The 20601-nt window shown below is 37.2% G+C and carries 23 protein-coding genes; 5 read left to right on the forward strand and 18 right to left on the reverse strand.

Annotated elements, in window-relative coordinates:
* Position 1: 1 nt before the first annotated feature.
* The 17 genes from pnuC to O3655_RS05660 form a co-directional block, all read right to left on the reverse strand.
* On the reverse strand, positions 2 to 781 hold the full coding sequence (gene pnuC, locus O3655_RS05580; RefSeq protein WP_000736880.1) for a nicotinamide riboside transporter PnuC: 780 nt from the start codon (positions 779 to 781) through the stop codon (positions 2 to 4).
* A 9-nt stretch (positions 782 to 790) separates the two neighbouring features.
* Positions 791 to 1849 (reverse strand): AAA family ATPase, encoded by a 1059-nt coding sequence (locus tag O3655_RS05585; protein WP_000730570.1) that lies wholly within the window; start codon positions 1847 to 1849, stop codon positions 791 to 793.
* A 146-nt stretch (positions 1850 to 1995) separates the two neighbouring features.
* Positions 1996 to 4428 (reverse strand): ATP-dependent Clp protease ATP-binding subunit, encoded by a 2433-nt coding sequence (locus O3655_RS05590; RefSeq protein WP_001109729.1) that lies wholly within the window; start codon positions 4426 to 4428, stop codon positions 1996 to 1998.
* A 1-nt stretch (position 4429) separates the two neighbouring features.
* Positions 4430 to 4888: a CtsR family transcriptional regulator gene (locus O3655_RS05595; protein ID WP_001211263.1), complete on the reverse strand. Its 459-nt coding sequence runs from the start codon at positions 4886 to 4888 to the stop codon at positions 4430 to 4432.
* Between the two features lie 1060 nt (positions 4889 to 5948).
* Positions 5949 to 6359, reverse strand: a complete 411-nt coding sequence (locus O3655_RS05600; protein WP_007518096.1) for a DUF722 domain-containing protein — start codon at positions 6357 to 6359, stop codon at positions 5949 to 5951.
* A 377-nt stretch (positions 6360 to 6736) separates the two neighbouring features.
* Positions 6737 to 7285, reverse strand: coding sequence for a hypothetical protein (locus O3655_RS05605; RefSeq protein ID WP_303431519.1), 549 nt, complete (start codon positions 7283 to 7285; stop codon positions 6737 to 6739).
* A gap of 9 nt (positions 7286 to 7294) precedes the next feature.
* Complete coding sequence (locus O3655_RS05610) at positions 7295 to 8155, reverse strand: phage major capsid protein (RefSeq protein ID WP_308697310.1); 861 nt, start codon at positions 8153 to 8155, stop codon at positions 7295 to 7297.
* 57 nt (positions 8156 to 8212) lie between these two features.
* Positions 8213 to 8434 (reverse strand): hypothetical protein, encoded by a 222-nt coding sequence (locus O3655_RS05615; protein ID WP_301392076.1) that lies wholly within the window; start codon positions 8432 to 8434, stop codon positions 8213 to 8215.
* A gap of 90 nt (positions 8435 to 8524) precedes the next feature.
* On the reverse strand, positions 8525 to 8686 hold the full coding sequence (locus O3655_RS05620; protein WP_000997172.1) for a hypothetical protein: 162 nt from the start codon (positions 8684 to 8686) through the stop codon (positions 8525 to 8527).
* Complete coding sequence (locus tag O3655_RS05625; protein WP_303431522.1) at positions 8683 to 9528, reverse strand: ATP-binding protein; 846 nt, start codon at positions 9526 to 9528, stop codon at positions 8683 to 8685. Before O3655_RS05625 ends, O3655_RS05620 begins: the two co-directional genes overlap by 4 nt.
* 11 nt (positions 9529 to 9539) lie before the next feature.
* A complete protein-coding gene (locus O3655_RS05630) occupies positions 9540 to 10397 on the reverse strand; it encodes a conserved phage C-terminal domain-containing protein (protein WP_303431523.1) in 858 nt (285 codons plus the stop codon).
* The gene (locus O3655_RS05635; protein WP_049490554.1) at positions 10384 to 10656 is read right to left on the reverse strand and encodes a hypothetical protein; all 273 of its coding nucleotides are present in this window, start codon (positions 10654 to 10656) and stop codon (positions 10384 to 10386) included. The genes O3655_RS05630 and O3655_RS05635 overlap by 14 nt, the downstream gene beginning before the upstream one ends.
* Before the next feature lies 1 nt (position 10657).
* On the reverse strand, positions 10658 to 10867 hold the full coding sequence (locus tag O3655_RS05640; protein ID WP_049490556.1) for a hypothetical protein: 210 nt from the start codon (positions 10865 to 10867) through the stop codon (positions 10658 to 10660).
* Position 10868: 1 nt separating this feature from the next.
* Positions 10869 to 11069 carry a hypothetical protein gene (locus O3655_RS05645; protein WP_049490570.1) on the reverse strand — a complete coding sequence of 67 codons (201 nt, stop codon included), beginning with the start codon at positions 11067 to 11069 and terminating at the stop codon, positions 10869 to 10871.
* Between the two features lie 336 nt (positions 11070 to 11405).
* On the reverse strand, positions 11406 to 11666 hold the full coding sequence (locus tag O3655_RS05650) for a hypothetical protein (protein ID WP_371641215.1): 261 nt from the start codon (positions 11664 to 11666) through the stop codon (positions 11406 to 11408).
* Between the two features lie 11 nt (positions 11667 to 11677).
* Positions 11678 to 12280, reverse strand: a complete 603-nt coding sequence (locus tag O3655_RS05655) for a Rha family transcriptional regulator (RefSeq protein ID WP_303431524.1) — start codon at positions 12278 to 12280, stop codon at positions 11678 to 11680.
* 163 nt (positions 12281 to 12443) lie between these two features.
* Positions 12444 to 12632 (reverse strand): DNA-binding protein, encoded by a 189-nt coding sequence (locus O3655_RS05660; RefSeq protein ID WP_223330479.1) that lies wholly within the window; start codon positions 12630 to 12632, stop codon positions 12444 to 12446.
* 168 nt (positions 12633 to 12800) lie between these two features.
* Here O3655_RS05660 and O3655_RS05665 point away from each other — a divergent pair, with 168 nt between their 5' ends.
* From O3655_RS05665 to O3655_RS05685, 5 genes are all read left to right on the forward strand, one after another.
* On the forward strand, positions 12801 to 13367 hold the full coding sequence (locus O3655_RS05665; RefSeq protein ID WP_223330478.1) for a helix-turn-helix domain-containing protein: 567 nt from the start codon (positions 12801 to 12803) through the stop codon (positions 13365 to 13367).
* 5 nt (positions 13368 to 13372) lie between these two features.
* Positions 13373 to 13642, forward strand: coding sequence for a DUF4177 domain-containing protein (locus O3655_RS05670; RefSeq protein WP_004261908.1), 270 nt, complete (start codon positions 13373 to 13375; stop codon positions 13640 to 13642).
* Between the two features lie 260 nt (positions 13643 to 13902).
* Positions 13903 to 14367 carry a hypothetical protein gene (locus tag O3655_RS05675; RefSeq protein WP_049510243.1) on the forward strand — a complete coding sequence of 155 codons (465 nt, stop codon included), beginning with the start codon at positions 13903 to 13905 and terminating at the stop codon, positions 14365 to 14367.
* Entirely contained in the window at positions 14360 to 15148 is a 789-nt protein-coding gene (locus tag O3655_RS05680) for a DUF1828 domain-containing protein (protein ID WP_303431525.1), read from the forward strand. Before O3655_RS05675 ends, O3655_RS05680 begins: the two co-directional genes overlap by 8 nt.
* A gap of 405 nt (positions 15149 to 15553) precedes the next feature.
* Positions 15554 to 16720: a site-specific integrase gene (locus tag O3655_RS05685; RefSeq protein WP_125391502.1), complete on the forward strand. Its 1167-nt coding sequence runs from the start codon at positions 15554 to 15556 to the stop codon at positions 16718 to 16720.
* A 209-nt stretch (positions 16721 to 16929) separates the two neighbouring features.
* On the opposite strand, the gene O3655_RS05690 is transcribed toward O3655_RS05685, so the two are convergent.
* Positions 16930 to 20409 (reverse strand): Spy0128 family protein, encoded by a 3480-nt coding sequence (locus O3655_RS05690; RefSeq protein WP_308697311.1) that lies wholly within the window; start codon positions 20407 to 20409, stop codon positions 16930 to 16932.
* Between the last annotated feature and the right edge of the window lie 192 nt (positions 20410 to 20601).

A 20601-nucleotide genomic window follows, 5' to 3' on the forward strand; every position in this document is an offset into this window, starting at 1 on the left:
CTTATGCCTCCTTTCGAACTGCCTTGGTCCATTGATACCATCCCACTAGACTATTGAGTGTGTAAACCCAGTACATCCCTTGGATGTGGATATTTTCACCCCACCAGAGATAAATACTAAAGAGATTGGTTGCAATCCAGAAAATCCATTGCTCACGGTAGAGACGTGTCATCAAGAGCTGACCAACACCATTAGTCGCATCAGTAACACTATCACGGAAAGGACGGGCGCTATTGATACTTTGGTAAGCCAAGCCCATACCAATCCAGATAATAGCAGTCAAGGCCAAGTACTTGAGCCAATCAAGAACAGATAATTTCTTAGCTTCAAAGTGGGATTCTTCTGGTTTTCCTTGGTCGTTGATACGATTGGACAGCCAAGCATAGAGACCAATCGGCTGCATGACAAAGAAGTAAACAGTCGTTAAAACTTCACCATAAAAAGTCGCATTCATGGCCAAAATCAAATAGATAGCCGAGTTAATAGCCCCAAAAAGATAATTGCTTGCACGCCCTTCTGCTACCAAGATAACACAGACAATCCCAGTCCAAGATGCAAACAAGCTCAGCCAGTCATGACTTTCCGTATTTTGTGTAAACTCCAAGATCAAGGGAACACTTGACAAGGCGATGAGATACAACCACTGGAAAGGACTACGGCCGACAAAGAGATCTTTCCATAGCAAGCGCATGATTCCTGCAAAACCGATCTTGCGGGCTTCTGCATGGACATTTTTAAAGTTTTCGATAAATTGTGTGATTTTTTCAGTTAGCTTTTTCATATTTTTCTCCTAATCTGCTTGGTAAATGGCATCAATAGCCACTTTTGCTGCTTCATAATTGCCTAGATAATCCTCTGCTAGATAAACTAAAGGAATAGTCGTTAAGTATCTCTCCCTCATCTCATCCAAATGCTGGGAAAAACTGTAGCGAATGTGGTCCTCTGCCATGGTCATATCTCTAAATCCGTCATTGACATAGGAACCGATAGGTTGCACGAAGAGAATCAAGTCCCATTTTTCCTTGGCCAAGATCGAAACAAAGAGATTGTCAAAGGTTTCTCCTGATAAGTCCCCTTGGTCCTCAGTCTCCATGTAATAGTCATAGTAGCCCTTGGTTACCAAGGAGTTGGTATCGGCTATCACTAGGCCTCGATTGGCATTGCTGTCGATTAACTTGGAGGTCTGGTCATACTGTCCCAACAGGAGATAGTAGTAATCCTTTGGAGTCAATTCATCATCGCGGACATTGTTTTTGATCTGGTACTCACGCGCGTATTCCAGACTAACGGGCGCATCGTAATACCTTGCCAAATCCTTGGCCAGAGTGGTCTTCCCATTGCTAGCACTTCCCATAATCAACACTTTCTTTGTAAACTGACGACGGAAGGGTTGAGCGATGTATTTCCAATATTTGCTTGGATTTTCTCGAATCATAGTCGCTGAGATACCAAACTTTCTTTCTTGCAAGACAGTGCCAAATCCACGTTTAGCTAGCTCTTGCTGGTAGTCTGCTTCTCCTACAAAAAAAGTCAGTTCTTGCTGGGTTTCATCATAGGAAATCTCCGCTAACATCTGGTCCAACCACTCCTGCCAGCCCATAGGGTAACGGGGAAGATTGGTCTCATCCAGCTTGCAGACAGAGGTCAACTCGTCATCCCGAAAAGCCTCTCGGATATAGCGAAATCGTTTTTGAAGACTTAAACCTACCTGCTCACCTCGGTCTCCCTCGTAGCCTGAAACGACTACCCAGACCTGGTCACACTGACGCTTCGCTCGCTGGATCAGATCGATATGACCCTGATGAAGAGGGGCAAAGGTCCCAAATACCACTGCTGTTTTCTTTTTCATAAACGTTTTACCTTTTTATAGTTTTTGATATTTTTATTTTCTATGTTTTTATTATACACTATATTTTTGTTTTGTCAATAGTTTTTTATCATTTTTTATAAAAAAGTAGGAAAAAAAGAATCAGGACTGCTCCTGACTCTCCATTTTTAAGCAATATCAAATTTTAGTTGACCAGCTTTGACACCAATCTTGAGGGTCTTGCCTGCTACAAGTTCTCCCTTAAGGAGGAGTTCTGCCAACTTATCTTCCACTTCTGTTTGCAGGGTTCTGCGAAGTGGACGGGCTCCCATTTCTGGATTGTAACCGTGACTAGCTAGCAACTTCAGGGCTGAAGCTTGCAGTTTCAAGTCGATGCCTTTCTCTGCTAGGCTAGCAATCAATGGTTTAACCATAATCTTGACAATTTCCTGCATATGTTCGCTATCCAAGCTATGGAAGACTACCTTTTCATCAATACGGTTAATAAACTCTGGTCGATAAGTTTTTTTCAGCTCTTCAAAGATTCGTTTCTCCATATTTTCCTGGTCAAAACGAATGTCTTTAGCGCCAAAGCCGACCGTCTTGTCATCACGAAGAGCCGTCGCACCAAGGTTTGACGTCATGATGATAATGGTATTTGAAAAATCAACCTTGCGCCCCTTGCTATCTGTCAAGACACCGTCGTCCAAAACCTGCAAGAGGACATTAAAGATGTCTGGATGGGCCTTTTCTACCTCGTCAAAGAGAAGTACTGAGTAAGGTTTGTTGCGAACCTTCTCGGTCAACTCCCCACCTTCCTCGTAGCCCACATAGCCAGGAGGTGCTCCATTGAGACGGCTAGCCGCAAATTTCTCCATATACTCACTCATATCAAAGCGGATAAGGGCTGATTCGTCATCAAAGAGGACTTCTGCCAGAGCCTTGGCCAATTCGGTCTTACCGACTCCTGTCGGCCCTAGGAACATAAAGGAACCAATCGGACGCTTGTGACTACGAATACCTGACTGATTGCGACGAATGGCACGACTAATGCTTGAAACAGCTTGATCTTGGCCGATGACACGTTTGTGTAGTTCAGCCTCCAAATTCAGGTATTTCTTGGCATCCGTTTGCGTCAGTTTTTGGACTGGGATACCCGACAAGCGACTCAAGGTGGTCAAAATATCAGATTCTGTTACCAAGTCTTTATAGACAGGAACTTCCTCTTCTTTTGCGATTAGCTGGGCAGCTTGTTCCCACTTGCCATCCATCAGGGCCTTGTCAGCTGGAGTCAAGTCGGATTCGTCTGCTTTCACATGCTTGGATTTGTTTTGCACTGTTGCTGCCGCCTCATCTAAGAGGTCGATAGCAGAGTCTGGCAAGTGACGACTGGTCAAGTAACGATGCGCCATCTTGACAGCCGTTTCAACAGCTTCATCTGTGATTTGCACACGGTGGTGTTTCTCATAGGTGGCCTTCAAACCTTGCAAAATGGTCATACTGTCAGCTAGACTTGGCTCTTCAATCGTCACTTTGGCAAACCGACGAGAAAGGGCAGCATCTTTTTCGATGTGTTTCTGGTATTCTTCCTGAGTGGTGGCACCAACCGTTCTCAAAGTTCCACGAGCCAAGGCTGGCTTCAAGATATTGGCTGCATCCAGAGTCGAGTCAATACCGCTACCAGAACCCATGATGGTGTGGAGTTCATCGATAAAGAGGATCACTTTGCCATCTTCCTCTATATCCTTGATGATATTGTTCATGCGCTCTTCAAAATCTCCACGGAAACGTGTCCCCGCAACAACATTCATCAAATCAAGCTCTAGAACACGCATCTTTGCCATTTCCGCAGGCACATCCCCACTGGCAATACGCTGAGCAAGACCAAGTGCCAGAGCTGTTTTCCCGACACCCGCATCTCCAACCAAGACCGGATTGTTCTTGGTCTTCCGACTCAAAATCTGAATCATACGTGAGATTTCCTTGTCTCGACCGATAACTGGCTCTAACTTGCCAGAACGCGCTTGCTCCGTCAGGTCATGCGTGTAGTCCTCTAGACCACCACTTTGAGCTTGAGGCATGCCCATCATATTGGCCATGGAATTTTGCTTGTCAGTTACTGTGCGATGGCGTTGACGCAAAGCCTTGAGATCTTCTCTTGTCCAGCCAGCACGCTCTTCTAGATTACGACGAAGAGCAGCAATTCTGACCTGATCTTTCTGGTCTTCATAAGAGAAGCCTGCTCTCTCCAAGATGCGAGTTGCCAAAGCATTACCATCATGCAAAATCGCATAGAGGACATGCTCTGTCCCTAGCACCTTAGCATGTACCACTGAGGCTACATATTCTGCTTCCGCAAAGAGGACCTCCAAACGATGGGAAAAGGGTAATTCCGTAAAAGTTTCATCTTGGCTATAGTCGGTTTCAGTCAGTTCCAACGCAACCTCTTCTAAACGGTCCATCTCGTATGGATAATCATTTAGAGTCGCACCTGCCACACTGTAACTGTGATTAGACATGGCAATCAATAAATGCCAAGACTCTAGGTAACGGGCTCCAAAATGGCTCGCAACCATGTAGGCACTCTCGATACATTCATTCAATGCTTTTGAATAGTTCATCTTACTTCTCTTTTCTATCTACCTCTTGTAATAGCTGTCGGAGCATATTGGCACGGACAACTGAAGATTCTTCCCCTAGGACACGATCTGTTGCTACAGAAGTCAGCAAGGTCATCTCTTGCTTGGTCATCAAGTCCTGCTCCACCAAAAGCTGGAGAATATCCTCATAAATCTCCTGACTAACTCGCTCTCCGATTGAATAAAGCAAATCGCGTAGCATCTCATGATGACTGGAAAATTCAATCCGCCCTATGCGAATGTAGCCTCCACCACCTCGTTTGCTCTCAACCAAGTAACCTCTACTTTCCGTAAAGCGGGTCTTGATGACATAGTTGATCTGACTCGGTACAACCTGAAAGGTATCTGCCAACTGGCTCCGTTGCAATTCCACGATACCAGATTGGTCTAAAATCGCCTTGATATAGGCTTCGATATGATCTGATGTGTTTTTAAATCTCATAGTAAATCAAACTCCTTCTTTGAACCTTGACTATCTTTGACTATACTATCATTTAACACTCTATAAGTCAAATTTTTAGAGCTCAGCCCTTGAAAATACTGACTTTCTTTAAAAACATTTAGGCATTAAATCGCCTTAGTTTTTCTTGAAAGTTCTTAAAAAAGTCCACAAAAAAGAGCCCTAAAAAAGGGCGTAATATTGATGAGTTCAGCAGGCAAGAAACTAGCACGGTCAGACGTGCTTTTTTATTACCTGGTAATATTATAGCATACCTTCCACAGCATAGCCATAAGACACAAAGAAAAACCCTCAGATAATTTCTGAGGGAAGAAAATGTTAGTTGTTACGCTTCATCTTATCTTTAATCACTAGAATAACCACAGTTATAATGATTACAAATGTGACAATAAATAATAAAATCGATAATGCAAAAATTAACGAAATGGGTACACCCAAGGCAAGAAGGAATAAAATATAAACTAACACTAAAACTGCAAGTACTTTAATAAAATTAAGCATAGAAATTGCTCCTTTATTGTCAAAAAATTTAAACATGGAAATTATTCCATTGTTTAGTTTGAAGCACTTAAAATAGAAGTTATCTTGAAAATAGTAATCAAGGTTAAATTCAGCAATTTATATTATTGTTTTATCTAAGCAATTCGTTTTATCTGAGCAATTTGTTTTATCTAAGCAATTTGTTTTATCTAAGCAATTTGTTTTATCTGAGCAATTTGTTTTATCTAAGCAATTTGTTTTATCTGAGTAATTTACATGTTCAAGAATTTTGTTTCTATCTATTTCAAATAGTAACTTCACTCATAGTATAAAACATTAAAACTTAGATGTCAATCTTTTTTTATTTTCAGGGCTGCCAATTATAATACATCTCTTAAAACAATTTATTTGAAGATTTCTATAATTTTTTCTTAAAAGTAAGCCTTTCATCCTAAATATATTAGTTTTTACCCCCTTTTTGTCTGAAGTGCTCCGACTTGGAAAAAGTTCCCTTCACCGGTACCCTACTGAGCAGAAAGATTTTTTAAAAGGTGGGGGGGAGTCAATATCCTTTCAATTCCACAAATCTTTTAGCGATTACCTTTCTACGGCTATTTATATAACGAGTAGTTTTATTTAGTTTCTCTGCCACGTCTTCCCAAGTCGCACCAGCTTCTAAATATCTCATTTTAAAAATTACTAGATCACTTTCAATTAAGTTTTCCATCAAGGTATCTACAACTAGTTTGAAACCTTCTAAATATCTTAGCGTTTGGTCTTCTTCAATTCTAATGATTGTCGCTTCAGTAGGACTAGATACTGTCTTGCCTTTCCCACCAGTATAATCTTCAGTGCTATGTTTCTTATTATGTATCAGTTCCTGTCTTCTCAAATAAATTTTATTAGCAAGCGTTCTATATCGTCCTAACTCAATATCTATCCCGTCCAGGTCTCTGTTACTCAACTCGTACATAGGCAAGTACCTCCACTTAAATTTAAAAATTTTTTTATCTTTCAATTTGTCAAATTGTAAATTCTGTCAAACTGACAAAAAGCGCTAAAAGCCTTCCAACACTCCACTTACCAGGTATCATTGTTTTAAGTTTGACAACTCTTCAATATGACAAGTTCAAGGGAAATTTCTTTAATTTATCCCCTCAGTTTCTCATATCTTACATTCTGTGAAACTCACTCCATTCTGTAAACCCCTGATATACCTTGCTTTCAAGCTATTACTTCTTTTCAGTTTATACTTACTTTGTTATGTGAAACTTAGTAAAGCATAAAAGTAGGACTAGCGATATTTCTTTTGTTTGAGCCATATATCACTAGCCTTACTTAATTTGTAACCTATTTTTCTAAATACACTTTGATGTCCCGATATTCCTTCGAAAAATCCATCCATCCGCTAGAATCAGGGGTTAAGAATGGTAGGACAGTAAGCGGACTTACTTCTGTTCGATACGTCGATAGAGAATGCCTCTGACTTATTTCTCTGACTACACCTGTATGGATTTCTTCCACATCCTTCTTCAGTTCTTGAATTTCATCATATGCGTCCAGAATTCGTCTAAGTTTCTTTCGGTATTGTTTATAGATCTTCCTAGTTTCCATCCGTTTCTTAGTTTCTTTAAAAATGTATTCAAAGATGACTGCTTTAGCTTCTGAAAAATCACTATTATATTTTTCCTGAAGAGAATTAATAGCTTTTTCCATCTTTTCCAGCTGCTCTAAAGATTCTAAGTTATTTGACAAAAAAGAATCTATGTTCTCAAATGAAACTACTTGATTGCCTAACAGGCTTTTTCTTTTTTCGCTTAACTGTTCTCGTGCTGAATTAATCTTACTTTTTTTATTATCTAAATCATCCAGTGTTTCAAATACTTGATTAATATCCATTTCTTTCTCCTAGTTCCATTGAATAAAGTAACCACAATCTGCTTCAACTTTTTTTACATCAAATCGGGTATGTAAAATCAGCCGTTTTCCAAAATAGTCATTCGCATTCACCCAACTAAGTGTATCTTTCTTTCGATCAAACAAAGTAACAAAGTTTTCTAGATCTCCGATAAAGCCTTTTTTGTCACCTTTATTCCCTAATGTTGTATCATCTACAATTAAAAAGTTATCTACAAAGAATGTTTCACTTGTCCCTGTCTCTTTATCAACTTTAAGAAGATAATTTCCTGAAGTGTCTTTCATTTTTTCTAAGACACTAAATAGTGATTGACTAACAACCATAGATACATTTCGCTCTGGATTGATTGAAGAAACAATAGATTTCAAGTCGTCCATACTTGTAGCAGTCTGCACTTTCGCAGTTTGGAGAATTTTCCCAATCTCTCTATTTCGTGTTCTACGTTTTAATTTAATAATCTTCTTACCAAGAAAATCCGTTAAATTATATTGGCCATCATCTAACTGTTCCTGTGAAAAATCAAGTTTCCCACTGAATAATTTAACTAAGTAATCAACGCTGATAGTTTTCTTTTTATCTGCTTCTGTTCTCTCAACCGAATTTTCGCTAACTTCTTGTAATGAATCAGATTCAAAGTCAGTTACTTCATACTTCCCACCACGGGTACGAGTCTCAATAACATTTACTAGATCAACCAGTTCTTTACGTTGATGTTCATCTTCGTAACTATCAAGGATTGGTTTTTCAATGAGTACATGATTATTTTCTACGTTCATCCCTCTAGTGTTATAACCTGTACTTCGGATATAAGCTTCTAGATATTCTTTTTGTTTAACTAAGTTAGTTGTCATTTTTTGCTCCTTCATCTTTTAATATCTGATTTTTGTTTATAATTTTTTCTAAAGTTCTTAGCTCTTAGCTTTTCTTTTATGACTCTCCGAGCCTTTAGAATCATTTTTTCTAGATTTTGATTTGTCTTGTTTGTTAGCATATTTTTCTAATATTTCTTTTTTCCGTTGTTCTAAGCTATCATCTTCTTTTTTACACTGAGAAAAGATTTTCTGTCTTTTATCTGGATCCATAGAAAACTTATTGGCTACCACATACCCTAAAGAAGTATCTCCTGCCATAATACTCACCCCCTTTCTATGCAAACAAAAAGGGACATACCACTAGCATTAGATGCTTTATGGTATGTCCCTGAGTTGTTCTCAATAGACTTATTTTTTAGTTTCTTTTTTGACTAGATGGGTAAACTTCCCATCTGAATAGAATAAAGTAACTTCTCCAAAACTTGGAACTTTTTCTATCTCTATTATACCACATTTTTCATAGACAACAAAGCCTTTTTCTGTTGCAAATCGCATTTTATCATCATTCATTGATATTCTCCCCTCACTGTGTTTATAGTGTATCTCTTGTCTTTGATCGTGAAAGCCTTGAAAGTGTTTCCTTCTAAACCTTTCAAAATTCTACTTGAGTTTCTAGCATTGTATACAGTCCGCAGTTCACTACTATCTAGGTTCGTGTTGAAAATCGTAGTTTCTCGATTATTGATAATATCAAACAAGAAATCCTGTTCCCAATCGCTCTTAGGTGTTACCGTCCCATTTTTTGCCCCTAGGTCATCGATGATTAGAAAATCAACATCAACTAGCTTTTTAACCGCCTCATACTCTGTTAAGTTTGCATTTCTTCCATAAGCCCAGCCTTCTTTTATCTGCTTGATAATCTCAGTTAAGCTAACAAACAAAACACTCTTAGGCTCGTTCTTCTCTCTGAAGCTCTCATTGATTTCTTTAGCAAGTGCAAGAGATAAATGACTTTTCCCTATCCCTGTGCTACCACTAATTAAAGTATTTCCCGTCATACCTGCAAGGTACTTCTGGGCTTGCCCCTTTACAAACTCTAACATCTGACCTTCCTCTGTCGTCTTAACAAAGAAATTATCAAATGTCGCTCCCTTCAACTCATTAGGGATCGTGCTATCACGCATTAAGACATCATAAGTTTTAAAGTAAGCCTGTCTGTCCTCGAACTGCTGTAATAGGTCTTTCTCTTTTTGTTTAATCTCTCCCTTTACACACTCCGGGCAAAATGCTTGTACTTTTCTTTCTGAACTCCCTAACACTGGTACAGAAATTTCCCAGTAATTTACCTGGTGAATATCGCAAACTTTATCCGATATTTTTCTGTTATTAAATTCTTTAAATTGTTCCTTCATCTTTGCAACTCCTAAAATGGTAGATCTGGAAAGTTGTCTTCGGACTTCCCTTTTATGGTTTTAGGCTTTTGATTCAAATAACCGTCAAACTTAGTTCCGAAAAGTGTTTCTGGTCTCAGATATTTAGAAAATTCAGGACTATCCTTCCATTCTGCCGTTTTAATATCTATCACCTGTTTAAAATCTTCAAGTGTATAGCCTTCTTTGAATCGTGCCATTATCGGCTTCAAGTTTTTGTCCAAATATTTATAATTTTTCCCAACTGTATGATTCAGATAAGCTAGAGGGATTCTTATTAAATACTTCTCAGGATGTCCTTTAGTTATTTCCTCAATCATTCTCGGAGTTAACCAATTTGGGAAAGTAAAGTCAGGTTTACCTGACAATATATATTCTCTATATAACTCTTTATCTGACTCTTTATCTATCTCTATATCTGTTGGACATGAGTTGGAAATAGTCTTTTTATTTTGGACATTCTCCAATTTTGGTATATCTTGACTATTTTTTCTTTGGTCTCGCTTATATTTCGCCCAGTTTGTTTCACTCTCAACCATGGCTTTTGCTTGCGATAATGTAGCATGGCCATCATCGTCTATCTGAATCAGTCCGCATTTTGTAAAATATGCAACTGTCATATTTATATCATCCTCGGACACATCCAATTTTAAGGCTAGCTCCTGTACCAAATTATCAAAATACCCCTCATAGTACAAAATACAATCATCTTCTAAACTTTCCAACATAAGACGGATATAAATCACTGTCATAGTGTAGCCACCAGGCATATTTTTAAGTCGTTTAATAAAAAGATTATCAAAAAACTTCTTATCAACTTTTAACCAAAAATATATTTTAGTCTTTGCCATCATCTACCCCCAAAAACTTTAAAACGTCTGAGATTTTATAATACGCTTTTCTAGTATCTTCAATAGGCGGTATATACTGCGGTAGTCCTGCACCTTCCCATTTTATCAAGGTTTTATCTCCTATGCCCAGTTCTTCCTTTAGTTCCACCTTACTGATCAAATCTAATCTTTTTTGAGGTACTTTCTCATGGCTTTTTAAATACCGTTCCACTGCTTCCAAAATCTTAGACTTTAAATCTTCAATCATTTTTTCAAACATATTAGTACCCCCATGGCTTAACCGCTGCAAGCTGAATATATCGCCCATAATCAGGGCTTAAATCCTCGCTAGTTGTTTCTATCGTCTGTGTACTTTCTCGCTCGATTTGGGCGCTTTTTTTGCGGTCTCGGCGGTTTAGATAAAGTAGTAGGCCAAGCAGTAGCAAAGTAAAGACAATAGACTGCGTATTGCTTAATTCTAGTTCATTCATGCTATGCCCTCGCTTTGTAATTCTTGATATAATTTACTTGATAGCTTCGCTCCATCTTCAGAAAGTCGTACACCTCTTCTGGAGTTACTTTATCATCTAAAAAGTCAATGATGAACTGAAAGAGGTTCGGATTTCTATCCTTGATTTCAGTAATTCGGTTGTCAAATTCTGATTGTGTCATGTTATCTAGATCTAGAGTCATATTTTTCTCCATTAGCCTTTCCTTGTCCTTTTTCTTGCCTGTTTTCTATATGGTATGCTTCACCACTCCAAACGCTGGGCGATTGCCCCAAGTTGGCGAACGCTTGTAGCGGTGTTTCGTGAGTAATTACCCATCTTTCAGCTAAACAAGGTCTTAGAATCACCCTGTCAGCTCTTGATTTCAAAACCTTTTCTAATTGCTTGCCTGCTCTTCGGTTTTTCTTTAGATATTTGATAGAATAGATATTTTTTGCTATAATCAGAGCATAGAAAAAATTTCTATATCCTTAATCTTGTCGCTTGCTCGCCTCGTCTAAAATTTGAGCAAGTGATTTTTTTATTTTCTTTTTGCATGATTACTACCTGACTTTGGTTTATAAAGCAAGTCTTTACTTTCAATAAGATCTAGAATCCAACTGATTCCCTGTTCTACTGTTTCAAGAAATGCGCCCAGGCCTTCACTGTCCAAGTTCTCGTAGTTCATACAAAGATATTCAGCTAGTTGTCTGTCTTTCTCAACTAGCTTTTTAAAATCCTTGGAATACTTGGGAATTTCTAACCCCTTGGCATTTGTAACTGTCTTAAAATCATTTTCCATTTTCTATACTCCTATACTTTAAAAATTAGTTCTTTAATTTCTGAATACCCCCTATTCAAGTTAATCATAGCTATTACCATATCTTCCAAGCGCTGATAGCTTGTCAGTTCTACACTTGTCAAGCCATCGATACCGTTCTTACTTTCTCGCTCCTTCATGAGTTGCGCTTTATTCTTCCCTGTCACTCCCTTTAGTAGTAAGTTTGTAAGTGTACTATAGGCATGCTTGGGGGCTTTCTCCCATGTTTGAATAGCTTCAGTTAAACTTTTACGCTTTGGCTTTTCCAGTTCTCTTTGAAGGTAGCGTTTAGAAAGTTCGTCACGCATTTCAAAGAATGCTTTGACTAGGTTTGTTTTGAAGTTGGCCACTTGCTCGGTATTCTTTAAAAATGTAACTAACAAGGTCGCTTGTTGCTCATTTAAAATATAGTCCTTGGTATTCTGGCCACTTTCCATAGCTTGGATTTTAAATCCGACCTTTCCGAACCGTTCAAACCTTTCTTGATGTTTGCGGATTGTCTTGGTTATTGTGTGATGTTGCAATCCTGTACACTCTGCAACGATACTGCTCAGTGTATACGGCTCTTTCTTGCCGTCCATATAGACCAATTCCATTGGTTCGCTCCTTTCTTCTTGTTGCTCGTGCTTGCTACCTAAAACAGTACCAAAGTAAATCATTGAGGTAGGGAAAATTTAGGAGAGAATAAACCCCTACAAACCCTTGATACTGCCATAGGTAGTAAGCAAAATATTTCTAGATTCTGTCTTATGCCCCTTTCTAGTAATCTTCAGCAAGCCATTCCATTACGCTAGCATAAATTCTTTTAGGAGCCTTATAATCACCTTTCAGAATTTTAGGAACCGTTTTAGGTGCAACACCAATTTCAAAAGCCAACTCATAATTTTTTAATTGTAGATCAGCTTTTTTTCTTCGTAACGCTTTCGCTTGTGATTGTGTAATAATCATTTTTCTTTCTCATTTTAATTTTTCATTCTCATTTTAAGAACAATTTAAGTATATACTCTATTTTTAAGAATGTCAAGCGCTTTTGTTCTTTTTTTGAGAATTTTTTATAGAAAAAAATTCTTTGCTATGATATAATCAACTTAAAATAATTAAAGTAGGTTATATATCGTGAAAATAAAACTCAAAGAATTAAGAGAAAAAGAAAATTTATCTTTGAACAAACTTAGAAAAATTTTAAAAGATAAATACGATATTACCGTTTCTGATAGTCAATTAATGTATTATGAAAACGGAACTCGAAAACCAAGAAACAATAAAGTATGGGAAAGCCTAGCGGATTACTTTGGGGTTAGTGTCGCATTTCTTTTAGGCCATGATGAAATGTCTCCTGAAGAAATGACTACTAAATTACAAGATTTTTTTGAAAATCTTGATATGAATGAACTAAATAACATTAAACCTGATTATGATTTGCTAAAAAAGATTCAATCAGCGTATGAGAACGTTGAAGAACACATAAATAATCCTAAAAAATACGAGAATTTTGGCAAAGGTCTAGTAAATTTTAATCAAAACTACATGCTGACTATAGAAAAGTTAATAATAAATGATGCTGAAATTGGTACAAATTTTGCAGATATTTTAATCAACTATATTTCTTTAAATGACTATGATAAAAAAATAGCTTTTGATTTAGTTAAAAAACTATCTGAGAGAGACGACGAAAAGGAGTAACCCCCATGGGATTTTTTGACACTGTAAAACAAGAGGGTAGTTTTTCTACCGCATCTGGAGTAAATGGACTACACTACGTTGTCCTTCAGGTAACTTTAAAAGAAAAGTTTTTCGGCACTGGATCAGGAAACCTTACAGAATTAGAAGATGTTATCAATAAACAAGCTTCAAAAGGTTATCGCCTGCACACAATCACAACCGCCAATGGTGGAAGCAAAGGACTAGGCGGTGGTGACCGTATTCAAGCCACAATGGTTTTTGAGAAGATTATATAAACTCTTTCCTGATATCTAAGCTTTTCTCTGTTTAGATAATTAGAATAGTCACCTAACATTTAATAATGAGTTCTCTTCATTTGCTGAAATATAGCCAAATTACTTTAGTGAATTACAAGAAGAATACAATGACTATACCCTTAAAGTGACAAGTCGGAACAAAGATAAAAATTAAAAATATACTTTACTTGCTAAAATAGTAATTCCAGAATTTATTTTGTACAACAAGAAAAACATAAGTATTTATAAAGAAAGATAAAATGAATTATTCAAACTTAGATGATGCACAAGTGCAAGAAATTATAAATAGATTAAAACATCCTAAAAATCAGCTAACTTTTGATCAGATTTACAACACCATTTCCGCAATGTTTGGTAAAATAGAAGTGGACGAGACTATAATTGACGATGATGATATCCAATATATTCTTCATATCTTTCGAGGTAGATTAAACAATGAACGTTTCAGCATACATCTTCGACTAAAAGATTTTCACGACCACATAGTTAGAGTTGACATTCATCCATCGAACAGACACATTAATCCTGATGGAAAAGTTATTATTGGTAGTCATATACATATCTATTCCAATAAACACGACAAGAGAGATTCCATTGCAATACCTTTGAAAGATTCTAACTTCCCTAATGTAAATCAGATAATAGATGTATTTACGGAATTTATATCATACACAAATATAAGAAAGGAGAAAGATAATGAATAAGTCCAACACATTGAAAAAAGTATACTTCGACTGGCTTATGAAAGAGTATCGCTTCGCTGACCTTGACAATCATACTGTTGAAATCAGTACTCCTTTTTTAGATAACGATTTTGACCATATCATTCTATATGCTGAATTCTTGAACAATGGTCGAGTTACCTTAACAGATGACGGCTGGACTATCAACAACCTAAAAAGTCACGGCGTAAATTTAAACGGCCGAACCTTACATAAAAACAATATTCTAAACACAATTGTGAGTAGTCTAGGCACTGAGTTAACTAATAATGAACTTTGTATAACTACTAGCTTGGAAAAATTTCCTCTAGCTAAACAACGTCTTCTTCAAACAATCATGCAAGTAAATGATATGATTGTATTAAAAGATAAAAATGTAAAGAATATTTTCCATGATGAAGTCGAGGAAATTTTAAGAAAAAGAGAAGTATTTTTTACAAGCAGAACTTCGTTTTCTGGTAAAGAAGGAATTACAGTTCAATTTGATTTTACAATCCCTACACGAAAAAATGAAAAATTGATTAGAACTATTTCAAATGGTAATGATCTTAATAGAGCAAAATTACTTGCAATGGATACTAGAATTCTCCAAAATCATAAACATAATGCAGAATATGTTGCACTTATTGATGACACAAGTCATAAGTTTGAAAAAATGGTAGAAACAAAGGCAATCTTTGAAGAAAATACCAAAGCAAAAATTTTACTGTTGCCTCATACTAAATTTTTAGAAGAAGAAGACATATTGACAAACTTCGCTTAAATAGTTTTAAATTCTAAAGTTACTCCAGTCTTCTTACTTTAAATATCAATTTAAAGTTGACAAATGGCTTCAAATGGATTAAGCTTAATTTAATCTTATGAATGGTTGCAGTAGCGACCTACCAAAAGGAGCCTCTAACGAAGCTCCTTTTGTACTTTGTCTCGAGATGTAATCAATGAGCCTTTTTACAAATATTAAAAATTGATAAATACTTTGATTAGGAATTTTCACTAATTAAGTTTAACGCCTCTACAAGCTCTATATAGCCTTGTTTCCTACTCTGGTATATTAATATCTTCTGACTGCTTAAAATCGAAAATAGGGGCATTCTCATAGCTCCTCGCATGGTATAAACTCAAAATCTTTTCTAATTGCTTGCCTGCTGATGGAAAAGGAGTTAAAACCATGAAAATTACACAACACACGAAAAAAGACGGATCAGCAGTCTACCGCTCTAGTATCTATCTTGGCATTGATTCTGTAACTGGTAAGAAGGTCAAGACTACCATATCAGCACGAACAAAGAAAGAACTCAAAAACAAAGCCACCCAGGCTAAGGTAGAATTTGAGAAAAACGGTTCTACACGGAAACAACGCTCACATATAACAACCTATAGCGAACTTGTGGACTTATTCTGGCAAACCTACCAGCATACCATAAAGACTAATACACAGATAAAGATAAAAGGTTGCTTAAATAATTACCTCTTACCCTCATTTGGCACTTACAAACTAGATAAACTTACCCCTGTTATTATCCAAACTCAGGTAAATAAATGGGCGGATGAGTACAATCAGGACGGGACGGGATATAAAGAATACAATCACCTTCATGCCTTAAATAAACGTATTCTACAGTATGGAGTTTCTATCCAAGCATTAGACAATAACCCTGCCCGTGATATTGTCATTCCTAGAAAGATAACCAGAGATAAACAAGAAATTAAATACTTTCAAGATCAGGAACTTAAAAACTTCCTCTCCTATCTCGATAGCCTAGAAAATACCTTTATCAATTTTTATGATACCGTGCTTTATAAAACGCTCCTAGCTACTGGACTGCGCATCCGTGAATGTCTGGCCCTGGAATGGTCTGATATTGACCTGCAGAACGGAACGATCGATATTAACAAAACACTCAACATTTTAAACCAGGTAAACAGTCCTAAGACAAAATCAAGCTATAGAGTTCTAGATATCGATCATAAAACAGTACTCATGCTTCGTCTCTACCGAGCAAGACAAGCAGAAAACGGTAGAAACATTGGCTTAACCTATGAGAAAGTATTCTCTGATAGCTTTGACAACTATGTCAATACTCGAAAGGTTGATTATCGCCTACATAAGCACTTAAAAAACGCTAACTGTACTGATTTAGGCTTTCATGCTTTCCGACACACTCACGCTAGTATCTTGCTTAATGCTGGCCTGCCATACAAGGAAATACAGACACGGCTTGGCCATGCAAAAATATCTGTAACTATGGATACTTACAGCCATTTATCAAAAGAAAACCAAAAAAGAGCAGTCTCATTCTTTGAAACTGCCCTCAAAAAAATAAAAAGTTCTTAAAAAAGTCCACAAAATGAAAAAAGCGATACATAAAACCCTTATGTATCAACGATTATAGAATGATTTCGGTATAATTGACTATTATACCGAAATTTTTGATTTTTTTAAAGGAAAAGGGAACAAGTTGCGAAGATTATTATAAACTATCCAAAACAAAAAGATGGGACCGTCAAACGGTCTCCATCTTTTTTAGTTATTCAAAGTTAAGATTAGTCAACTTTTTTAGCACGGTATACAAGTCCTGCCAAAGCTGCAAGAACTAGACCAAGAATAGTAGAGAATACTGTAAAGTCTGATCCACCAGTATTTGGCAAATCTCCCTTAGGCTGTTCACCCTTAGGATCTTCCTTAGGACCTTCCTTAGGTTCTTCTTTTTTCGGTTCAGTATACGTGTTAGTGATTGTTGGGTTGTTACCTGTAACTTCTGTTACAAGTTGACCTGCACCATTATCTGTCACTTTTACTGTCACTTCGTAAGAATTTTCATCATATTTGATATTCTCATCGTTACCTTTTACTTCAGTAATAGTGTAAGTGTGCTCACCTGCTGCTGCGTACTTAATTGCTTTGAAAGTAACAGTACCGTCTGCAGCGTTTGTCGCTGTTTCGATTAATTTGTCACCTTCTTTAAGTTCAAACTTAAACTGACCTTCTGCAAGTTCTTTATCTTTTTCTTTATCTTTCAAGACTTTCTTAGCTGTGAAGGTTACTTGTGTAGAAGAAGCAACATAAGTGTTTGTGAAGGTTGGGTTGTTGTCAGTTACAGTCGCAACAAGTTTGCCTGCACCGTTGTCAACAACTTTAACAGTCACTTCGTGTTTAGTAGTGTCGTATGTCACACCTGCTTCGCTACCTGCTTTTTCAGTGATAGTGTAAGTGTGGCTACCTGCTTCTTTGTATTCGATACCTTCGAAAGCAACTGTACCGTCTGCAGCGTTTGTCGCTGTTCCGATTACTTTGTCACCTTCTTTAAGTTCAAACTCATATTTACCTGCTTCAAGGGCTTTACCTTCTAAGACTTTCTTAGCGGTAATATTTACAGTTGTTGAAGATGCTTTATAAGTGTTAGTGAAGGTTGGGTTGTTACCTGTAACAGTTGCAACAAGTTGACCTGCACCGTCATCTTTAACGTTCACCTTAACTTCGTGTTTGGCAGTATCGTATGTCACACCTGCTTCGCTACCTGCTTTTTCAGTGATAGTGTAAGTGTGGTCGCCTGCTTCATTGAACTCAATTTCTTTGAAAGTAACAGTGCCGTCTGCAGCATTTTTAGCTGTTGCAACGACTTTGTCACCTTCTTTAAGTTCAAACTCATATTTACCAGCTTCTAGAGCTTTACCATTCAAGACTTTAGTAGCCGTGATAGTAGCTGTTGTTGTAGCTGCTTTATAAGTGTTTGTGAAGGTTGGGTTGTTGTTAGTTGCAGTTGCAACAAGTTTGCCTTGACCATTATCTGTAACGTTTACTGTCACTTCATGTGTAGCAGTGTCGTATGTCACACCTGCTTCGCTACCTGCTTTTTCAGTAATTGTGTAAGTGTGAGGGCCTGCAGCATCATAGCTGATTGCTGGGAAAGTAACAGTACCGTCTGCTGCGTTTTTAGCTGTCGCAACGACTTTGTCACCTTCTTTAAGTTCGAATTCGTATTTGTCAGCTTCTAGAGCTTTACCGTTCAAGACTTTAGTAGCTGTGATAGTAGCTGTTGTTGTAGCTGCTTTGTAAGTATTGGTGAAGGTTGGGTTGTTGTCTTTTACATCTGCAACAAGTTCACCTTGTCCATTATCTGTAACGTTTACTGTTACTTCGTGTTTAGCAGTGTCGTATGTCACACCTTTTTCACTACCAGCTTTTTCAGTAATTGTGTAAGTGTGAGGGCCTGCAGCATCATAGCTGATTACTGGGAAAGTAACAGTACCGTCTGCAGCATTCTTAGCTGTTGCGACTACTTTGTTGCCTTCTTTAAGTTCAAACTCATATTTGTCTGCTTCAAGCGCTTTACCATTCAAGACTTTAGTAGCTGTGATGGTAGCTTTTGCTGGTTTAGCTTTATAAACGTTCGTGAAAGTAAGGTTGTCTGCGCCTGTTGCAGTTGCAACAAGTTGACCTTGGCCGTTATCTTTAACGACTACTGTTACTTCATAAGCATTTGGATCGTATTCAACTCCGGCTACATCACCTGCTTTTTCAGAGATAGTGAATGTACGAGTTTCTTCTTTTGTGAAGGTAAGTTCTGGGAATTGAATCTTACCGTTTGCATCGTTTGAAACAGTGTGGAGAACTGTTCCATTTTCTTTCAACTCAAATTCAAATTGGCCAGCCTCGATAGCTTTACCGTTCAAGACTTTCTTAGCTTCAAGTTGAAGTTTTGCTTCTTTAGCAGCGTATGTGTTTGTAAATTCTTTCTTAGAATCTTTATATTTAACACTTGCAATCTTTTGACCATACACGTTTGCTACAGTAACTTCTGCTTCAAGTACTGAATCATCGTATGTATAGCCAGGTTTGTTGTCATTTACTTCTTTAATTTGGTATTTGAATGTACCTTCATTAGAGAATTTAACTGCTGGGAATTTAACATTTCCTTCAGCATCGTTTTTAGCTTCAGTTACAGAACCATCTGGAGCAATCAATTGGAAAGTAAATGCATCTGCCTCAAGAGTTTTTCCTTCAAGTTTTTTCTTAACTTGGAATTCAACCTCATCAGACTTCGCACCTGAACCGATACCTTCTGTAGTTGTCAAAGCAGCAAATCCATGAACATCAAATGTTTCTTGATCGGTTGTCGCTTTTACATCGTTAAATGCTTTTTTAGTTGCATTGTCAACTGGAGCAGTTAGACGAGTTTTATATAGAATATAGAGACCTTGTCCGTCCATTGTACCATCACCGTTTGGAGTGATTGTAAAGTGATTTCCATCAACAACGTTGATATGGGCAGCTTCTAGTCTTGGACGAGCTTCAGCTTTGTTCCACTCAGTAAAGTAGTAACCAGTAATTTCACTTGCAAGAACTTGTCCTTCTGGAATAGTATCTTCGAGTTTAACCCCTGTGTAAGATTTTGCATAGCGGTTAACACGGATACGCCAGTTTACATAGTTAGGATCGTCTGAGTCTTGAACTCCCCATTTAGTAAATCCAGTTGGGTCATCATCTGGGACGATACGAGTCAAAGTGTAAACTTGGTCACCTGGGATATTAATTTGATAAGGAGTGTTTAGTTTAACACTATCTGCCCAAACGACTGTAAACAGGGCAGTAATCTCCTTGTTCTCTGACAAATTAGCAAAGTAAGCAGCATTTGTCACTTTGACAGTAGCTGTGTTATCTGCTTTACTAGTTGTCAATTCAGCAATAGTTGTTTGCCCATCTGGTGCTTTCAATTCCGTAGTAGAATCTTTTTCAATTTTAAATTCGTTTGGAACATGATACACCATGTAATCCCCATCTTTGAGGGTTACATCATTTGGGAAACTATAAGTTGGTTGAAGATAGAATTTACCTTCCCCGTACTTAGCGCCATCAACAAGTTTGTTATTGTTGATTTTTGAAACAGTTTTCATTGTGTAACTGCTCGCTGGTAGTTCCTCCGCTTTAACAACATTGCTAACTTTAAGTGCAGGCAAAAAGACCGACACAACCAGCAGCAAGGCCATCAAGCCATGAAAGAGTTTGCTAGTTCTCTTTTTCACCACATTATCCTCCTTATTATCTATAATGGTTCAATTATATTATACAGTTCCATTACAAAATGTCAACTAAAATTTATTTATTTTTATATTAACTTACCATTTCTTTAAATATTAAGCCTAATCATGCATGTTCATCAGCTTTGAAATAAAAAATACAAGCAAGGATTTCGCTTGTATTTAATATATTCTAAT

It is taken from the genome of Streptococcus sp. 27098_8_70 (genome assembly GCF_041432215.1).
Classification (GTDB): domain Bacteria; phylum Bacillota; class Bacilli; order Lactobacillales; family Streptococcaceae; genus Streptococcus; species Streptococcus oralis_CP.